Annotated in this window: 15 protein-coding genes and 1 pseudogene; 5 read left to right on the top strand and 11 right to left on the bottom strand. The window is 69.5% G+C overall.

Annotated elements, in window-relative coordinates; genetic code table 11:
* Position 1: 1 nt before the first annotated feature.
* The 4 genes from ABQJ56_RS07165 to xerD form a co-directional block, all read right to left on the bottom strand.
* Positions 2-685 carry a hypothetical protein gene (locus ABQJ56_RS07165; RefSeq protein ID WP_367844314.1) on the bottom strand — a complete coding sequence of 228 codons (684 nt, stop codon included), beginning with the start codon at positions 683-685 and terminating at the stop codon, positions 2-4.
* A gap of 53 nt (positions 686-738) precedes the next feature.
* Complete coding sequence (purL, locus tag ABQJ56_RS07160) at positions 739-4611, bottom strand: phosphoribosylformylglycinamidine synthase (RefSeq protein ID WP_367844313.1); 3873 nt, start codon at positions 4609-4611, stop codon at positions 739-741.
* Positions 4612-4733: 122 nt separating this feature from the next.
* On the bottom strand, positions 4734-5540 hold the full coding sequence (locus ABQJ56_RS07155; RefSeq protein ID WP_367844312.1) for a DsbC family protein: 807 nt from the start codon (positions 5538-5540) through the stop codon (positions 4734-4736).
* A gap of 79 nt (positions 5541-5619) precedes the next feature.
* Positions 5620-6537: a site-specific tyrosine recombinase XerD gene (xerD, locus tag ABQJ56_RS07150; protein ID WP_367844311.1), complete on the bottom strand. Its 918-nt coding sequence runs from the start codon at positions 6535-6537 to the stop codon at positions 5620-5622.
* Between the two features lie 39 nt (positions 6538-6576).
* Here xerD and ABQJ56_RS07145 point away from each other — a divergent pair, with 39 nt between their 5' ends.
* Positions 6577-7071 carry an RDD family protein gene (locus tag ABQJ56_RS07145; protein ID WP_367844310.1) on the top strand — a complete coding sequence of 165 codons (495 nt, stop codon included), beginning with the start codon at positions 6577-6579 and terminating at the stop codon, positions 7069-7071.
* Between the two features lie 15 nt (positions 7072-7086).
* Here the strand turns inward: ABQJ56_RS07145 and ABQJ56_RS07140 are convergent, their stop codons facing one another.
* Positions 7087-8118, bottom strand: coding sequence for a cupin-like domain-containing protein (locus ABQJ56_RS07140; RefSeq protein ID WP_367844309.1), 1032 nt, complete (start codon positions 8116-8118; stop codon positions 7087-7089).
* Between the two features lie 271 nt (positions 8119-8389).
* Here ABQJ56_RS07140 and ABQJ56_RS07135 point away from each other — a divergent pair, with 271 nt between their 5' ends.
* Positions 8390-9643 (top strand): polyhydroxyalkanoate depolymerase, encoded by a 1254-nt coding sequence (locus tag ABQJ56_RS07135; RefSeq protein WP_367844308.1) that lies wholly within the window; start codon positions 8390-8392, stop codon positions 9641-9643.
* Between the two features lie 174 nt (positions 9644-9817).
* Here ABQJ56_RS07135 and ABQJ56_RS07130 read toward each other — a convergent pair whose 3' ends face one another.
* Positions 9818-10150 (bottom strand): MGMT family protein, encoded by a 333-nt coding sequence (locus ABQJ56_RS07130; protein ID WP_367844307.1) that lies wholly within the window; start codon positions 10148-10150, stop codon positions 9818-9820.
* Between the two features lie 80 nt (positions 10151-10230).
* Here ABQJ56_RS07130 and ABQJ56_RS07125 point away from each other — a divergent pair, with 80 nt between their 5' ends.
* Positions 10231-10635 (top strand): hypothetical protein, encoded by a 405-nt coding sequence (locus ABQJ56_RS07125; RefSeq protein WP_367844306.1) that lies wholly within the window; start codon positions 10231-10233, stop codon positions 10633-10635.
* Positions 10636-10705: 70 nt separating this feature from the next.
* Here ABQJ56_RS07125 and ABQJ56_RS07120 read toward each other — a convergent pair whose 3' ends face one another.
* Positions 10706-11830, bottom strand: coding sequence for an inorganic phosphate transporter (locus ABQJ56_RS07120; RefSeq protein WP_367844305.1), 1125 nt, complete (start codon positions 11828-11830; stop codon positions 10706-10708).
* Positions 11827-12456 carry a DUF47 domain-containing protein gene (locus tag ABQJ56_RS07115; RefSeq protein ID WP_367844304.1) on the bottom strand — a complete coding sequence of 210 codons (630 nt, stop codon included), beginning with the start codon at positions 12454-12456 and terminating at the stop codon, positions 11827-11829. Before ABQJ56_RS07115 ends, ABQJ56_RS07120 begins: the two co-directional genes overlap by 4 nt.
* A gap of 218 nt (positions 12457-12674) precedes the next feature.
* Between ABQJ56_RS07115 and ABQJ56_RS07110 the strand changes: the two genes are divergently transcribed.
* Complete coding sequence (locus tag ABQJ56_RS07110) at positions 12675-14000, top strand: hemolysin family protein (RefSeq protein ID WP_367844303.1); 1326 nt, start codon at positions 12675-12677, stop codon at positions 13998-14000.
* Between the two features lie 109 nt (positions 14001-14109).
* Here ABQJ56_RS07110 and ABQJ56_RS07105 read toward each other — a convergent pair whose 3' ends face one another.
* The gene (locus tag ABQJ56_RS07105) at positions 14110-14922 is read right to left on the bottom strand and encodes an RNA methyltransferase (RefSeq protein WP_367844302.1); all 813 of its coding nucleotides are present in this window, start codon (positions 14920-14922) and stop codon (positions 14110-14112) included.
* Between the two features lie 253 nt (positions 14923-15175).
* Between ABQJ56_RS07105 and ABQJ56_RS07100 the strand changes: the two genes are divergently transcribed.
* The gene (locus ABQJ56_RS07100) at positions 15176-15994 is read left to right on the top strand and encodes an inositol monophosphatase family protein (protein ID WP_367844301.1); all 819 of its coding nucleotides are present in this window, start codon (positions 15176-15178) and stop codon (positions 15992-15994) included.
* Between the two features lie 21 nt (positions 15995-16015).
* Here the strand turns inward: ABQJ56_RS07100 and ABQJ56_RS07095 are convergent, their stop codons facing one another.
* Both ABQJ56_RS07095 and ABQJ56_RS07090 read right to left on the bottom strand, forming a co-directional pair.
* Positions 16016-16573 carry a hypothetical protein gene (locus ABQJ56_RS07095; RefSeq protein ID WP_367844429.1) on the bottom strand — a complete coding sequence of 186 codons (558 nt, stop codon included), beginning with the start codon at positions 16571-16573 and terminating at the stop codon, positions 16016-16018.
* A 205-nt stretch (positions 16574-16778) separates the two neighbouring features.
* Positions 16779-16838, bottom strand: a pseudogene (locus ABQJ56_RS07090) (DUF2164 domain-containing protein); the annotation flags it as partial.
* Positions 16839-16877 lie beyond the last annotated feature (39 nt).

Here is a 16877-nt window from a genome sequence, read left to right as displayed (position 1 = left end):
CTCAATCATCCTCGTCGCGCCCCAGCACGTGGGAGATCGCCAGCGGCATGCGCTCCTCGTCACGGCTGAGCCACGGCTGGCCTTCGTGCCAGCCGGCCAGCTGCCAGCCACGCAGGCGGTGGCGGCGGTCATGCCGGCGATCGAGCAGCAGCACGCCGCGATGCTTCGCCACGGGAAACACCAGCCAGCGGCCGTCCCCGGCGAAATCGCAACACGGTTCCACGCCGTACAGCCGGCTGCCGTCGGCCAGCAGCACGGCCTCATCGCACCCGTGCAATTCGCCACCCAGCGGATCGACGAGGCCGCCCTCCAGCGGCCGCCACCGCGGCGGCTGCAATTCGATGATCGTGGCGGCCGGCCCGATCGGCGCCATCGCCAGTTCGGGCCATTCGTCCGCGGCCGAAGGCGACGGTTCGCGCCGCCGACCGCGATCCAGCCAGTTCTCCAGCAACACCAGCAGCGAGAAGCCGGCGAGCGCGGCAAGCAGGGTCAGCAGCCAGGCCAGCGCATCGGCGCCGAATACGCGCAGTATCGCCAGCAACAGGCCCGGCAGGCCCCAGCGCAGCGCCCGCCGCAACAGCCACGCCTGCGCCTGCAACGGTCCGCCGCGCCACAGCAGCGCCGGCACGCAGGCCACCAGCAGCGGCAGGTCCAGCCACCACGGCAGGATGGCCAGCAGCAGCAACCATGCGAACGCCGGCAGCCAGTTCCGCCACCGGCGCCACGATGCCGGTGCGCTCAGCCGCACCACACCCGCGCGTTGCGGAACATGCGCATCCAGGGCGAATCCTCGCCCCAGGCCTCCGGCGACCAGCTCATCTGCACGCTGCGGAACACGCGTTCCGGATGCGGCATCAGGATGGTCACGCGGCCGTCGGCGGCGGTGAAGCCGGTGAGGCCGCCGGGCGAACCGTTCGGGTTGAGCGGGAAGTGCTCGGTGGGCTTGCCGCGGTTGTCCACGAAACGCAGCGCCGCCTGCGCCTTGGACGGGCTGCAGGTGTTCGGGAAATGCACGCGTCCCTCGCCGTGCGCCACCGCCACCGGGATGCGCGAGCCGGCCATGCCCTTGAAGAACAGGCTGGGCGAATCGAGCACTTCCAGCGTGGCCACCCGCGCCTCGTACTGTTCCGAGGTGTTGCGCAGGAACTTCGGCCAGTGCTGCGCGCCGGGGATGATGTCCTTGAGCTGGCTCATCATCTGGCAGCCGTTGCACACGCCCAGCGCGAACTTCGAGGGATCGGCGAAGAACGCGGTGAACTCGGCGCGCAGGTAGTCGTTGTACAGGATCGAGGTGGCCCAGCCACGGCCGGCACCGAGCACGTCGCCGTAGGAGAAGCCGCCGCAGGCGGCGAAGCCGCGGAAGTCGGCGAGCTTGACGCGCCCGCTGGCGAGGTCGGACATGTGCACGTCCACTGCCTCGAAGCCGGCGCGCGCGAACGCGGCGGCCATCTCCGCTTGGCCGTTGACGCCCTGCTCGCGCAGGATCGCCACGCGCGGCTTCGCGCCACCGGCGATCGCGGCGTGGATCAGCGGCGCGGCGATGTTCTCGGCGGGGTCGAACGTGAGCCTGGGCGAAAGGCCCGGATCGGCGTCGTCCAGCCGCCACGCCAGCTCGGCGTCGGCGCTGGCCGGGTTGTCGCGCAACTGCTGCATCGCATGGCTGGTCTCGTTCCAGGCGCGGTACAGCGTGCTCCAGTTCCACTTGAACAGCGTCTCGCCACCGGAGTACAGCTTGATGCCGAGCTTTTCCTTGGGCCGGCCGATGCGGTGGCTCATGCTGGCGAGGCCATGCTTCACCAGCAGCGCCTCGAAGGCCTCGCGGTTCGCCGCCGCCACCTGCAGCACCGCGCCCAGCTCCTCGTTGAACAGCGCGCGCAGTGCGGCATCGGCCCAGCCGTCGAGCTGGATCTCCAGGCCGCAGTGGCCGGCGAAGGCCATCTCCAGCAGGGTGACGATGGCGCCGCCGTCGGATCGGTCGTGGTAGGCCAGCAGCAGGCCGCTGCGGTTCGCCTCCTGCACCAGCCCGAACAGCGCCTTGAGGCGCTTCGCATCATCCAGGTCCGGCGGCACGCCGCCGCTGCGGTTGAACACCTGGGTCAGCGCGGAGGAACCGAGGCGGTCGCGACCGGCGCCGAGGTCGAGCAGCCACAGGTCGGTGTCGCCGCGATCGAGCCTGAGCTGCGGGGTGAGCGTGCGGCGCACGTCGTCCACGCGCGCGAAGCCGGTGATCACCAGCGACACCGGCGCCACCGTGCGCTGCGGGGTGTCGCCGTCCTTCCACACGGTCTGCATGGAGAGCGAGTCCTTGCCGACCGGGATGGAGATCTCCAGCTGTGGGCACAGTTCCATGCCCACGGCCTTCACCGCGTCGAACAGCGCGGCGTCCTCGCCGGGGTGGTTCACCGCGGCCATCCAGTTCGCGGAGAGGCGGATCTCGCCCAGCGAAGCGATGGGTGCGGCGGCGAGATTGGTGATCGCCTCGCCCACCGCCAGCCGCGCGGCATCGGCGCTGGAAAGCAGCGCCACCGGGGCGCGCTCGGCCATCGCCATCGCCTCGCCGCGGTAGCCGTCGAAGTCGGCCATCATCACCGCGCAGTCGGCCACCGGCACCTGCCACGGGCCCACCATCGGGTCGCGGTGGTTGAGGCCGCCCACGGTGCGGTCGCCGATGTGGATCAGGAAGCTCTTGCTGCCCACGGTGGGCAGGCGCAGCACGCGCAGCAGCGCCTCGTCCATGCCGATGCCGGTGAGGTCGGGCACCAGGTCCACGCGCGGCTTGAGGCGCTTCGCATCGCGATGCATGCGCGGCGGCTTGCCGAACAGCACGTCCATCGGCAGGTCGATCACCACGAGGTTGCGGCGCGGGTCGCTGACGCGCAGCACGCGCTCGGCGGTGGCGGTGCCGACCACGGCATACGGGCAGCGTTCGCGCGCGCAGTACGCCTCGAACTCCGCCAGGTTTTCCTGCGCGATGGCGAGCACGTAGCGCTCCTGCGACTCGTTGCTCCACACCTGCATCGGCGACAGCGAGGGATCGTCGCAAGGCACCTTGGAGAGGTCGATCTCGCCGCCCACGTCGGCGTCGTTGAGGATTTCCGGAATCGCGTTGGAGAGGCCGCCCGCGCCCACGTCGTGGATGCTGACGATGGGATTGGCCTCGCCGCGCGCCCAGCAGGCGTCGATCACCTGCTGGCAGCGGCGCTCCATCTCGGCGTTGTCACGCTGCACCGAGGCGAAATCCAGCTCCGCGCTCGATGCGCCGGATGCCATCGAGGACGCCGCGCCACCGCCAAGGCCAATCAGCATCGCCGGGCCGCCCAGCACGATCACCGCGTGGCCGGGCTGCACCGCGCGCTTCTGCACGTGGCCGTGGCGGATGTTGGCGAGGCCGCCGGCCAGCATGATCGGCTTGTCGTAGCCGCGGCGCAGGCCGGCTTCGCCGGTCTCGTGCTCGTAGCTGCGGAAATAGCCGCCCAGGCATGGCCGGCCGAATTCGTTGTTGAACGCGGCGGCGCCCAGCGGGCCGTCGCGCATGATCTCGAACGCGCTGGCCATGCGCGGCGGCAGCGGGCGCTCCACCTCCCACGGCTGCGGATGGCCGGGGATGCGCAGGTCGGACACCGAGAAGCCGGTCAGCCCGGCCTTGGGCTTGGCGCCGCGGCCGGTGGCGCCCTCGTCGCGGATCTCGCCGCCGGCGCCGGTGGCCGCGCCGGGCCAGGGTGCGATCGCGGTGGGATGGTTGTGCGTCTCCACCTTGATCGCGTAGTCGATCTGCTCTTCGTGACTGCGCCACACGCCGCGTTCATTGGTGAAAAAGCGCTTGCCGGTACTGCCCTCGATCACCGCCGCATTGTCGTGGTAGGCGGACAGCGTGTGCGCGGGCGAGTGCTGATGGGTGTGCTTGATCATCGCGAACAGGCTCTTGTCCTGTTCCTCGCCGTCCACCGTCCAGCTCGCGTTGAACACCTTGTGGCGGCAGTGCTCGGAGTTCGCCTGGGCGAACATGAAAAGCTCGGCGTCGGTGGGGTCGCGACCCAGTTCCGCGTAACGCTCGGCGAGGTAGTCGATCTCGTCCCCGGCCAGCGCCAGGCCCAGCTCGGCATTGGCCTTGGCGAGCGCGGCGCGGGCGTCATTGCCCAGCGCAATGTGCACCAGGTCGCCCGGCCGGCCGCCAAGGAACAGGCCCTGCGCCTCGTCCAGCGAGGCCAGCACCGACTGCGTCATCGCGTCGTGCAACTGGGCCAGCACGGCTTCGTGGGAAGGGGTGCCCGACGCGGGCAGCCCGGTGAGATGCCACGCCGTGCCGCGCTCCACCCGGTGCAGCTCGAAGCCGGCACCATGCAGGATGTCGGTGGCCTTGCTCGACCACGGCGAGATCGTGCCCAGCCGCGGCACCACCCACAGCGTGGCCGGCGCCGGCGCGGCGTCCTTCGCCTCCAGCACCTCCAGCAGGCGCTGGCGCAGCGCGCCCTCCGGCGCGGCGGCGGCATCGAGGAAATACACGAACCAGGCGGCCTGCACGCGGGTACCGCGATGCAAGGCGTCCAGGCGGGCGTTGAGGCGTTCGAGGCGGAAGGCCGAAAGGGCGTTCTGCCCGTCGAGTGCGATCATGCGGGGAACGGCGCCAAGCAATGGGAGCGCCTATTCTAGCCGATGCACCCGGCCGATGCTGCAGCACGGCATGGCCCCCTGGAAGCCATGGACCTGCCGGCGAGGCGCCCGGCGCAGCCCGCTCAGCCGTCCTTCTGCAGCGCCTGCAGCAGCTGCGCCGGCGTGAGGTAGCCGCCCACCTGGCGGCCGTCGGGAGTGAAGATCGCCGGGGTGCCGTTGACGCCCAGCTTCAGGCCCAGCTCGTACTCGTAGCGCACCGGGTTGGAACAGCTGGCCTGCTTGGGCGCATGGTCTTCCTTCGCGGCGGTGAACGCGGCCTTGCGATCGGCGGCGCACCACACCGAGACCATTTCCTTGTAGATCGGCGTGGGCTGGCCGCGCAGATCGGTCACCCCCTCGCGCGGCCACGCCAGGTAGTCCACCGCGATGCCTTCCTTGTTGAATTCGGCGATGTGCTCGTGCAGCACCTTGCAGTACGGGCAGGAAACGTCGGTGAACACGGTGACCCGGTACTTCGGGTTCGGCGGCGCGAACTCGATGCGCGCGGAAGCCGGCACCTTGGCCAGCTCGGCCTTGCGGAAGACCGCCCAGGCGGCGTCGTTGAGGCTCTTCTTCGCGCCCAGGTCGACCAGGTCGCCGTTCAGCAGGTACTTGCCGTCGGTGCTCACGTAGACCAGCTGGCCCGAGGCGATCACCTGGTAGAAGCCCGGCAGCGGCGCGCGGTTCACCACGTCCACTTCCACGCCCGGCGCCAGCTTCGCCAGCGACTGCTGCACCAGCTTCAGCGCGGCCGCATCGACGCCATCGCCGAGCACGGGGCTGGATGCCGGCGCGCCCGTCGCCGGGGCAGCCGTCGCGGCGTTGTCGGCCGCGCAGGCGGTCAGGGCGAATCCGCTGACGCACGCGGCCAGCACCAGCTTCTTCAACATCCTGCACCTCGATGGCCGCGGGGAATCGGCCGCCTGCCGATTCTCGCACAGCCGCCAGGGGCGGTCGTGAATCGGCATCTCACCCGCGTGGATGGTGCTGCGCATGCAGCCGCTTCAGGCCTTCCTTCGCCACCAGGGTATAGATCTGGGTGGTGCTCAGCGCGCTGTGGCCCAGCAGCATCTGCAGCGCGCGCAGGTCGGCGCCGTGGTTGAGCAGGTGGGTGGCGAAAGAGTGCCGCAGCACGTGCGGCGAGATGCGCGTGGCCTGGATGCCGACCTTGAGCGCATAACGCTTCACCAGGGTCCAGAACATCTGCCGCGTCATGCCCTCGCCGCGCTTGCTGAGGAACAGCGCCGCGGGCTGGCGGCCTTTCGCCAGCGCAGGACGCGCAGCGGCGAGATAGCTCTCGATGCAGCCCAGCGCCAGCTCGCCCACCGGCACCAGCCGGTCCTTGCCGCCCTTGCCGGTGACGCGCAGCACGCCCTGGCGCGGGTTGAGCGCGGCGAGCGGCAGCCCCACCAGCTCGGACACGCGCAGGCCCGACGCATACATCAGTTCCAGCATCGCGCGGTCGCGCAGGCCCAGCGTGCTGTCCGTGTCCGGCGCATTCAGCAGCGCCTCGATCTCGCGCTCGGCCAGCGCCTTGGGCAGGCTGCGCGGCATGCGCGGCCGCTCGATCAGCAGGGTGGGATCCTCGAAACCCGCCTGCTCGCGGGCGCGGAAGCCGTAGTAGCGCCGGAACGCCGACTGCCGCCGCGCCATCGAGCGCACTGCCGCGTGCTGCATGCCGTGGTAGGCGGAGATGTCCTCGCGCCGCGCGTCGCGCAGCGAGCGGCCACGCCCGGCCAGCCAGCGCGCCAGCGCTTCCAGATCGCGGCGATAGGCTTCCAGCGTGCGGTCGGCGAGGCCGTCCTCCGACCACACGCGCTCCAGGAAGGCGTCGATGCTCGCGGCATCCGCTTCGGCGATACTGGCGGGAGTCTCTTCCTTCTTCATGCGCACGATGCTGGACATCGCGCGCCGCGAGTGCAAGCGATGACCGTCACCGCCAACCTGCCCTGCCCGCTGTGGCGCCGCCTGGTCGCGCTGGTCTACGACCTGCTGATCGTGGTGGCGATCGTGATGGTGGTGGGCCTGCTGTGCCAGCTCGCCACCGGCGGACACCTGATCGAGACTGGCACGCACGCCGTGATCCCGCCGTGGTACCAGGTGCTGCAGGGCGTGGTGGTGGCCGCCTACTTCGTGGCCTCGTGGCGGCGTGGCGGGCAGACCGTGGGCATGCGGCCCTGGCGCATCCGGGTGAGCCGCGACGATGGCGGCACGATCAGCCTGCAGCAGGCCGTGATCCGCGTGCTGGTCGCCGCCGCGCCGCTCCTGCTGCTCGCGCTGGAGCCGGCGATCGGCCTGCGCGCCACGCTGTGGACGGTGCCCGGCGCATGGGCGCTGTGGTTTGCCGTGGCGCTGTTCGATCCGCGCCGCCGCGCCTTGCACGACCTCGCCGCGGATACCGAGTTGCGCCGGATGGACTGAGCGCACGAGTCGCGCTCAGCGCGCCTTCCAGTCGGCGACGGCCCAGGTGGTGGAATCGCCCGCCTCGGCGTAGCTGACCGGCGCCAGCCGCGCGGCGCGCCCGACCGATCCCGTGGCCGACGCAGCGGCGCGGCGCGGCCACCGTTCGAGCACCGACAGCACGCCGCCGAGTGCCGTCAGGTACGCCCGCTTGGCGTGGCGCTTGGCTTCCGGCAGGCCGCTTTTGCGCGAACACAACTCGTCGACGTAGCCGCCCCAGTTCGAGCCATCGAGCACGTTCTGGCAGATCGAGACCGACGGCGACAGCGTCCGCGCGCCGTGCCACCAGCGCGAGGGCACGAACACCATGTCGCCCGGGTGCAGCACGGTGTGGTACTGGGTGGCGCGCTCATACAGCGGGAAGCGCGCCAGATCGACCTGTCGCACGTCCGGGATCGCCGACTGGTTCGGCATGTCCGGCCTGGGGTACAGGAAGGCGGCGTCTGCCGGCGGGTACAGGATGAACTCCTTGTCGCCGTGGATCTCGGTGATCGTCGCGTGGGCGTTCTCCAGGTCGTAGTGCAGGAACGGAAAGCGGCCGCCGACGCCGCCGATCAGCAGCTTGAGATAGCCGTCCGGCCGTCGCCACTGCCGCGGCATCAGCGGACTGGCCAGCCGCCGCGGGAACGCATAGGGATTCAGCGGCTCCAGCTCCGGCAGCAGCTCCGGCATGTGCGGACCGATGAACAGGCGGTACATGTAGGGGCCGGGGGCATCCTCGCGCGAGGCCAGCACCGCGTCGATGAAATCGGCGAACGTCATCTGCTCGCTGGGACTGACCTGGATGCGCTTCGCGCCGAAGCGTTCGCGGAAATACTCCGGCGTCCACTGCTGCCGCGCCGGGCAGGCCGGCAATGCGTTCTCCACCACCACCGGACGATTGCGCGCGATGTAGTCGCGCACGAAGTCCGGATACGGCAGGTCCGCGGCAGTCCGGCGTTCCAGGGCGACCCGGCGCTGCGCCCGGACTTCCGGACGTGCCTGCGCATCGATACCCGTTGCGCCCATGCCGACTCGCCCCCTGTGCGAAGCAGCCGCGGGCCACCTGCCGGTGCGCCACGCAGCGAAATCCCGACGCCGGAGCGCGACGCTACGCGCGCCGCAGGGCGGCGTCAACGCGGGCGTGCACGGGACGCTGCGCCAGGGCGCAAGGGCGGCCGACGCCGCACGGCGCAAGCCAAGCCCTTGATCGCCCTGGCGATCGCGCCTGCGGCGTTGCAACACAAGAAACCGCGAACGGCGCTAAGATGGCGCGTTTTCGCCAACGCCGGTCGATCCCATGCTCTACCAGATCCACGAATGGCAACGCGCCTTCCTCGGTCCGCTCAGCCACTTCGCCGACGCCAGCGCGCAGATGCTCAACGATGCGAACAACCCATTCGCCGCGTGGCCCGGCACGCAGCGGCTGGCCGCCGGTTACGAGCTGATACACCGCCTCGGCAAGGACTACGAGAAGCCCGCCTTTGGCATCCATCAGGTCGAGGCGCACGGCCACGAGATCGCGGTGATCGAGCGGGTGGCGCTGGACACGCCGTTCTGCCAGCTCAAGCGCTTCAAGCGTTTCAGCGACGACCAGGCCACCGTCGAGACGATGAAGAACGACCCGGTGGTGCTGGTGGTGGCGCCGCTGTCCGGCCACCACGCCACCCTGCTGCGCGACACCGTGCGCACCCTGCTGCGCGAGCACAAGGTCTACGTCACCGACTGGGTGGACGCGCGCATGGTGCCGGCCGAGGCCGGACCGTTCGGGCTGGACGACTACGTGGCGCTGATCGAGCGCTTCATCCGCCACATCGGCGCGGAATCCTTGCACGTGATCTCGGTATGCCAGCCCACCGTGCCGGTGCTGGCGGCGGTGTCGCTGATGGCCGCGCGCGGCGAGGCCACGCCGCGCAGCCTCACCATGATGGGCGGACCGATCGACCCGCGACGCAGCCCCACCAGCGTCAACAACCTCGCCACCACCCAGCCGCTGGCCTGGTTCAAGGGCAACGTGATCCACACCGTGCCGCCGAACTATCCCGGCCGCGGCCGCGAGGTGTACCCCGGCTTCCTGCAGCACGCCGGCTTCATCGCGATGAACCCCGGCCGCCACCTGCAGTCGCACTGGGACTTCTACGAGAACCTGCTGCGCGGCGACCTCGACGACGCCGAGTCGCACCGCAAGTTCTACGACGAATACAACGCCGTGCTGGACCTGCCGGCGGAGTTCTACCTCGACACCATCGCCACCGTGTTCCAGCAGTTCCTGCTGCCGCGCGGGCTGTGGGACGTGCGCGGCGAGCGGGTGAATCCGTCGGCGATCAGGACCAGCGCCCTGTTCACCGTGGAAGGCGAGCTGGACGACATCTCCGGCCTCGGCCAGACCCAGGCCGCCCACGACCTGTGCAGCAGCATCCCGGCGAAACGCCGTGCGCACAAGGTGATCGACGGCGCCGGCCACTACGGCATCTTCAGCGGCCGGCGCTGGCGCGAGATTGTCTATCCGCAGGTGCGCGACTTCATCCGGCGCTTCGACCGCGCGGAGAAGTGAGCGGCGCGGTCGCGCCCAATAGCGCTGGAGCAAGCGATCCATGCGATTCCGCCCATCCGTAGATGGGTGACCACGCCTTTGATTTGATCATTTGCGCTTGCGCAAGTAAAAATTGGACAAGCGAAATGTCTTCGGCGAGAAGCGCCAAGCGACCCGGGGCGCCCCTCACTCCCCCTACATCCCCCACAACGCCCGATCAAGGTTCGCATCCAGCCCGAACGCAGACAGCGCCACCCGTCCGTTCTTCACCTCCACTCCCTCGGCACGCAGCCGCCGCACCTGTTCGCGGAAGTCGCGACTCCCCCTGGGCAGGGCGATCTCGCCCGAGGCGCGCAGCACGCGGAACCAGGGCAGTTCCATGCCGTCGGGCACTTCGCCCAGCAGCCTGCCGACCAGCCGCGCCCGTCCCGGCAAGCCCGCGCGGGCGGCAATGGCACCGTAGCTCGCCACGCGACCGGGCGGGATCGCGGCGATCGCGGCGTAGACGCGGGCGTGGCTGTCTTGCATCGCGATAACGAGGTATTGACCAAGGCCGATGATGGACGTGTCAGAGTAGCAGTGCCATCGGCCAGTCACGGGGACGTCCCATGCACCACTTCGAAGCCGTGCGTTCCCATCTGGGCAGCCTGCACGGGCTGCGCCAGAACGATCCCTACCTGATCAGCTTCGACCTGAGCTTGCCGCATGGCCGCCACCAGGGCATCTACCTGGCCGAGCTGGAGACGGAGTCCGGCCGCCGCTACCTGCGCATCTCCACCCCGATCGGCCCGCTCGCCGGCACCGATCCGCAGCGTTGCCTGCGCTTCAACTGGGCGCAGCGCTGCGGCTTCCTCGCCGTGGCCGACCTGGACGGCGCGCCCTACCTGCACCTGTGCGAGAACCGGCCCTACGAGCTGCTCGACGAGGGTGAACTCCATCGGGTGATCGTCGAACTTGGCACCCTCGGCGACCAGCTCGAACAGCTGGTCGCCAATGGCAGCGACGCGTTCTAGCCAGCAGGCAACGCGGAAAAGGCATCGCGCCCGCGCAAGCGGTGACATCGCCGGTTTGCTGCGGTCTGGCTCAGCCCCACAGCCGCGCCACCTCGACGAAGCACCAGGCGATCAACGCGGTGACCGGCAGGGTAAGGATCCACGCCCACACCATGCGTTCCACCACCGACCACTTGATGGCATTGGAGCGCTTGGCCGAGCCCACGCCCATGATCGCCGAGGACACCACGTGGGTGGTGGACACCGGCAGGCCGAACGCCGAGGCGACGAGGATCACGATGGCCGAGCTGCCCTCGGCGGCGAAGCCGTTGATCGGATGCAGCTTCACCATCTTGTGGCCCAGCGTCTTGATGATGCGCCAGCCGCCGCCGGCGGTGCCGCCGGCCATGGTCAGCGCGCACACCACCGCCACCCAGGCCGGCACCACGAAGCCGCCGTGCTCCGAACCGTTGATGCGCAGGAAGTGCAGCCATGCCGGCAGGTGGTCGAACTGCCCCGCCGCGGTGGCGCTGGCCAGCGCCAGCGCGATGATGCCCATGCTCTTCTGCGCGTCGTTCATGCCGTGCGCCAGGCCCATCGCGCTGGCCGAGGCGATCTGCGCCTTGCCGAAGAAGCTGTTGACGAAGGGCGTGCGGCCGAGCAGGCGCAGCCAGTTCCGGCGGCGCGAAAACCACGCCAGCAGCGCATACAGCCCGCCCATCAGCAGGAAGCCGAGCACCAGGCCCGCGAACGGCGACAGCACCATCGGCACCACCACCTTGGGGATCACGCCCTTGCCCAGCCACCAGTGCATACCGCCCTGCGCCCAGATCACCGCGTCGAAGTGGCCACCCGCGGCGGCGATCGCCGCGCCCACCAGTGCGCCCACCAGGGCATGGCTGGAACTGGATGGCAGGCCCAGCCACCAGGTGATGAGGTTCCACACGATCGCCGCCAGCAGCGCGCAGATCAGCAGCTGCGGTCCGGCCTCGACCACGCCGGTGTTGACGATGCCGGCGGCGATGGTGGCCGCCACCGCGGTGCCCCACAGCGCGCCGATCAGGTTGGTCACCGCGGCCAGCAACACCGCCTGGCCAGGCGTCAGCACCTTGGTCGCCACCACGGTGGCGATCGAGTTGGCGGTGTCGTGAAATCCGTTGATGTAGGTGAAGGCGAGCGCGATCGCCACCACCACCACGACCAGTCCGAGGCTCATGAGTTCTTCAGCACGATCGAGTAGACGATGTTGCCGACGTCGCGGCACTTGTCGATCGCCTTCTCGATCAGCTCGAACAGATCCTTCGCCAGCATCGCCTTCATCGCGTCGTTGCCTTCCACATAGAGCGTGCGGTACGGCGCCAGCAGCATGCGGTCGCCCTCCGACTCCAGCGCCTGCAGGCGATCCTGCAGCTTCTTCACCGGGTCGATGCGCAGGCCGCGGCGCAGCTCGCCGATCATCTCGGCCACCACTTCGGTGGAGCGCTCCAGCACCAGCGCGCGCTGGCCGAAGTCCACGCCCGCCAGGCGCACCGCCACGATCTCGTAGCGCTCGGCGAACTTCTCCACCGATTTCGGAATCTTGTACAGCGCCGAGTTCAGCGCCTCGATGTCCTCACGGTCCAGCGCGGTGACGAAGGTGTTGACCAGCTCCTCGCTGATCTGCGCAGCCAGCGACTTCTCGCGCGCACGGGTGGCGGCGAACGCGGCCATCACCGGCGCGTGGTCGGCCTGGGTGACCAGCGCGTGCAGCGCCTTGGCGCTCTCGTGCGCCGCCTCGGCGCTCTGCTCCAGCAGGCCGTAGAACTTGTCGCCTTTGCCGAAGATCGTCTGCAATGAAAACATGCGGGTCGCGCCTGAGGGTCGAATGGCGTGGATGTTACAGGACAGTTACACCGCATCGCAGCACGGGGATGGCTTCGCCCGCGCCATGCGCCAGCCGGAGACGCGCGCATCCTCCAGCGCGATCAGGCACTTGCGTCGCCCGGGCCTCCGCCGGCGTGGAGCGCCGCACGGCGCTGCCGCTACACTCCAGCCATGCGTCCCTCCCCGCAATCCCCGCGATGCTGACCGAAATCGCGCTCGTCCTCGTGCTTGCCCTGTGCAACGGCTTCTTCGCGCTGTCCGAGATGGCCCTGGTCGCCTCGCGCAAGAGCCGCCTGAAGCAGATGGCGCGCAGCAGCCGGCGCGCCGCGGTGGCGCTGCGGCATGCCGAGAAGCCGGAATATTTCCTCTCCACCATCCAGGTCGGCATCACCCTGCTGATGCTGGTCACCGGCGCGGTGGCCGGCGATGCGCTGGGCGCGCACATCGCCGCGCTGCTGCACGGCGGCCACGCCGCGTGGCTGGAGCCCTATGCGCGCATCATCGGCGTGGTGCTGGGCTTCGTGCTGATCTCCTTCATCCAGATCGTGGTGGGCGAACTGGTGCCCAAGCGCCTCGCGTTGTCGGCACCCGAGAAGGTGTCCGCCATCGTCGCCATTCCCATGCTGCTGCTGTCGCGCGCCACCGCGCCGTTCGTGTGGCTGCTCAATGCCGCCAGCAACCTGCTGCTGCGCGCACTCGGCGTGCGCGGCCACAGCCACGCTGCCGCCACCGAAGAGGAAATCCGCCTGCTGGTGGCCGAAAGCGCCGAGCAGGGCGTGCTGGACGCGGACGAGCACAACATGGTCAACCGCGTGCTGCGCCTGGGCGACCGCAGCGTGGACAGCGTGATGACGCCGCGCGTGCGCATCGCCTGGCTGGACATGGCCGCGCCGCGCGAGGAGAACGTGGAAGTGCTGCGGCAGACGCCGTACTCGCGCTATCCGGTATACCGCGGCGACGAGAGCGAGGTGGTGGGCGTGGTCGAGGTGAAGCGCCTGCTGCAATCCTTCGCCGAGGGCCGCCCGCAACTGTTCGACCACCTCGCCAAGCCGCTGTACGTGCCCGCGACCGCGCGTGCGCTGGACCTGCTGGAGGAATTCCGCGACGCGGAAACCCCGCTGGCCCTGGTGGTGGACGAGTACGGCGACATCGAGGGCCTGGTCACCGTCAACGACCTGCTCGCCGCCGTGGTCGGCGCCAGCCAGCTCGGCCACGGCGACGCCGCCGCGGACGCCCCCATCGTGCAGCGCGCCGACGGCAGCTGGCTGGTCGACGGCAGCCTGGCCAACGACGATCTGCGCGAGCTGCTGCAGCTCGACCGCCTGCCCGGCGAGAACGAGCACGACTTCCGCACCGCCGCCGGCATGGTGATGGCCGCGCTCGGCCACATCCCGCAGGTCGGCGAGGTGTTCGCCTGGCAGGGCATCCGCTTCGAGGTGGTGGACCTGGACGGCGCGCGCATCGACAAGCTGCTGGTCACCCGCACGCCGCCGCAGGAAAACGGGGACGAGGCGGAGGGGTAGCGCCTCCGCACCAAAGACCGTAAATCAACAGCCCGTGCTGATGCTCTGGAAAGGGCATCCTGCCCTTTCCAGAGCTCGCCCCATCCGGCCAAGGCCGGATGGGACTCCGTCAATCAGGCCCAGCCTGATTGACGGGCGATCCCGCCGTGGATCGCGGCGATGCTGGCGCGGACCGCGCCAGCATCGCCATCCGCTGCGCGTCGGCGAGGATGCCGTGCAGCACGCGCAGTTCGCGCTGGTCGGGCTGGGCGCGCTGGAACAGCTTGCGCAGGCGCAACATGATCGTCTCGGGCGAGCGGCCCTTGTGGAAGTCGATGTCGTCCAGCGTCTCGGCCAGGTGTGCGTAGAAGCGCTCCATCTGCGCCGCGTCCGCGGGTGGTTCGTCGTGCTCGGGCGGCGCCGCGGGCAACTCGTCGCCCAGCAGCGCCAGGCGCAGTTCGTAGGCCATCACCTGCACCGCCTGCGCCAGGTTCAGCGAGCTGAAATCGTCCACGCTGGGGATGCGCACCATCGCGTGGCAGGTCGCCAGCTCCTCGTTCTCCAGCCCGGTGCGCTCGTTGCCGAACACCAGCGCCACCTGCCCGCCGCGCGCGGCGGCGGCCAGCGCCTGCCGCGCACCCTCGCGCGGCGACAGCTCCGGCAGGTTCACCCCGCGCCGTCGCGCGGACAGGCCCAGCGCGAAGCTCGCCCCGGCCAGGCCATCGACCAGCGTCTCATGCACGCCGGCCTCGGCCAGCACCTGTACCGCGTTCGCCGCCAGCGCATCCGCCTCGCGGTCGGGAAAGCGCTGCGGCGCCACCAGTTCCAGCCGGGTGAAGCCCATGGTGCGGATCGCCCGCGCCGCGCCGCCGATGTTGCCCGGATGCGAGGTGCGCACCAGCACGAAGCGGAACAGGGAGGCAAGGTCGGCGGCAGGGTTCATGGATACGAGGGTGCGAAACAGGGTTGCCAAGGATAGTCGAACCCCCGCTGTCATTCCGGCGAAGGCCGGAGCTGCCTTGCAACAGCGAAGCCGGTCATCCCGCGCAGCACGCAAAGCCTAGAGTGGAGCGCTACGCGCCACTTTTCAGTACTGGATTCCGGCCTTCGCCGGAATGACGGGCCACCAACCCGCCCTGCCGCCGCACCTCTGCTAGAATCGCCGGCCGCAACCCGTTCTTTCGACAGCCGAAGCCATGACCCGACCCGCCATCACCATCGCGGTGCGCGCCGCGCGCGCCGCCGGCAACGTGATCCTGCGCTACATGAACCGCATCGACGGCCTCGCCGTCGTCGAGAAGCAGCGCATGGACTTCGCCTCCGAGGTCGACAAGCTGGCCGAGGCCGAGATCGTCAAGGAACTGCGCCGCGCCTACCCCGACCACGGCATCCTCGCCGAGGAAGGTGGCGCCAGCGGCAAGAAGAGCCCGCTCACCTGGGTGATCGACCCGCTCGACGGCACCCACAACTACCTGCGCGGCATCCCGCATTTCAGCGTGTCCATCGCCCTGCTGGACAAGGGCGTGCCGGTCTACGGCGTGGTGTTCGACCCGCTGCGCGGCGAGCTGTTCACCGCCAGCAAGGGCGACGGCGCGTATCTCGACAAGGGCACCGGCCCCACCCGCATCCGCGTCGGCAAGCGCGAGAACCTCGGCGGCGCGATGATCGCCACCGGATTCCCCTACCGCCAGCGCGCCCACCTCGACGCCCAGCTCGCGATGACCCGCGCCCTGCTCGGCCAGGCCGAGGACATCCGCCGCTCCGGCTCCGCCGCGCTCGACCTCGCCTACACCGCCGCCGGCCGCTACGACGGCTACTTCGAGATCGGCCTCAAGCCCTGGGACATGGCCGCCGGCGTCCTGCTGGTGCACGAGGCAGGCGGCCGCTACGGCGACTTCGCCGGCCGCGACGGCATCCCCGCAAGCGGCAATATCATCGCCGGCAACCTCAACGTGGCGAAGGCGATGACCGATGCGATCGGCGCATGTGCGACGCCGGAGTTGCTGAAGGCTTGACCGCCTGACTGGAACCGCCCGTCAGGGCGACGAGGCGCAGGCGGCGATATCGGGCTCACCCACACGCTCAGCAACCAATTGATCTTGAGCCGCGTGCCCCGCGCCTGCCGTGCCTGGATCAACCCAGGCCGCAGCTTCACCGCGCAGACCTTTCGGCGTCAGTTGCATGCGTACTCCATAGCCACCATCTGGCGAACGCACAAGCTCAAGATCGGCAGCACCATCAAGCAACGCCCACGAGAAGAAACCGCGCCGGTCGTTGCCAAACGGGCCCCCCGTTGCATTCGACCAGACGAAGCAGCCGTTGGCATATTGCGTGTCGAGTTCGGCGCGGAAAAGCCGCCCCTGCGCATTCCGTATCGGGTGCTCGAACAACACCAGCGTTCCCTTGAAATCAGGCGTCGCCGCGGTGCATGGGCCATGGCACACATGGATGACGTAGATTCCCGCATAGGCCGCCGGGTGCGCGGCCGCATAGGGCGGATGGGCAACGCCTGCAGGCAGGAGAAACGCAAAGGCAAGCTGGCTGGCTTGAATCCATGACACGGGAGAGTCTCCGTCGCGGTTCGCGCGATCCATCTTCCCGCTCGCACGGCGAACTCAGCAAGAAAATCCTTGCCGCAAACGTGGCCCCGCCGCCGGCATTCGGTCGGCTGCTCCAACTGGCAGATCGCCTCGCCCAGCTCGTCCATCTTGCTGGAGAGGATGGCCTGAGCGTCATACAGCCGCGGTTGTAGAAGTAACCGCCGATCTCGCCGGCGAAGAAATCCAGCAGGAACTCGGCGTCGAAGCGGCCGATGTCCTGCTTCAGCTCTTCCGTGAAGCAGAGCTTGATCTTGCGCACGAGAATTTCCTTCTCGTCGCTGCCGAACCGGATGTCGGG

Origin of the sequence: Rhodanobacter geophilus (genome assembly GCF_040812275.1) — a bacterium.
In the GTDB taxonomy this organism is placed as follows: domain Bacteria; phylum Pseudomonadota; class Gammaproteobacteria; order Xanthomonadales; family Rhodanobacteraceae; genus Rhodanobacter_A; species Rhodanobacter_A geophilus.
Note: the sequence above shows the minus strand (reverse complement) of the source record. Positions and strands in the feature narration are given on the sequence as shown.

What these genes read in the sequence shown, in the direction of transcription:
- purL (WP_367844313.1), bottom strand. Translation starts at nt 4,611, where the DNA reads ATGATCGCACTCGACGGGCAGAACGCCCTTTCGGCCTTCCGCCTCGAA.
- ABQJ56_RS07155 (WP_367844312.1), bottom strand. Translation starts at nt 5,540, where the DNA reads ATGTTGAAGAAGCTGGTGCTGGCCGCGTGCGTCAGCGGATTCGCCCTG.
- xerD (WP_367844311.1), bottom strand. Translation starts at nt 6,537, where the DNA reads ATGAAGAAGGAAGAGACTCCCGCCAGTATCGCCGAAGCGGATGCCGCG.
- ABQJ56_RS07145 (WP_367844310.1), top strand. Translation starts at nt 6,577, where the DNA reads ATGACCGTCACCGCCAACCTGCCCTGCCCGCTGTGGCGCCGCCTGGTC.
- ABQJ56_RS07140 (WP_367844309.1), bottom strand. Translation starts at nt 8,118, where the DNA reads ATGGGCGCAACGGGTATCGATGCGCAGGCACGTCCGGAAGTCCGGGCG.
- ABQJ56_RS07135 (WP_367844308.1), top strand. Translation starts at nt 8,390, where the DNA reads ATGCTCTACCAGATCCACGAATGGCAACGCGCCTTCCTCGGTCCGCTC.
- ABQJ56_RS07130 (WP_367844307.1), bottom strand. Translation starts at nt 10,150, where the DNA reads ATGCAAGACAGCCACGCCCGCGTCTACGCCGCGATCGCCGCGATCCCG.
- ABQJ56_RS07125 (WP_367844306.1), top strand. Translation starts at nt 10,231, where the DNA reads ATGCACCACTTCGAAGCCGTGCGTTCCCATCTGGGCAGCCTGCACGGG.
- ABQJ56_RS07120 (WP_367844305.1), bottom strand. Translation starts at nt 11,830, where the DNA reads ATGAGCCTCGGACTGGTCGTGGTGGTGGTGGCGATCGCGCTCGCCTTC.
- ABQJ56_RS07115 (WP_367844304.1), bottom strand. Translation starts at nt 12,456, where the DNA reads ATGTTTTCATTGCAGACGATCTTCGGCAAAGGCGACAAGTTCTACGGC.
- ABQJ56_RS07110 (WP_367844303.1), top strand. Translation starts at nt 12,675, where the DNA reads ATGCTGACCGAAATCGCGCTCGTCCTCGTGCTTGCCCTGTGCAACGGC.
- ABQJ56_RS07105 (WP_367844302.1), bottom strand. Translation starts at nt 14,922, where the DNA reads ATGAACCCTGCCGCCGACCTTGCCTCCCTGTTCCGCTTCGTGCTGGTG.
- ABQJ56_RS07100 (WP_367844301.1), top strand. Translation starts at nt 15,176, where the DNA reads ATGACCCGACCCGCCATCACCATCGCGGTGCGCGCCGCGCGCGCCGCC.
- ABQJ56_RS07095 (WP_367844429.1), bottom strand. Translation starts at nt 16,573, where the DNA reads ATGGATCGCGCGAACCGCGACGGAGACTCTCCCGTGTCATGGATTCAA.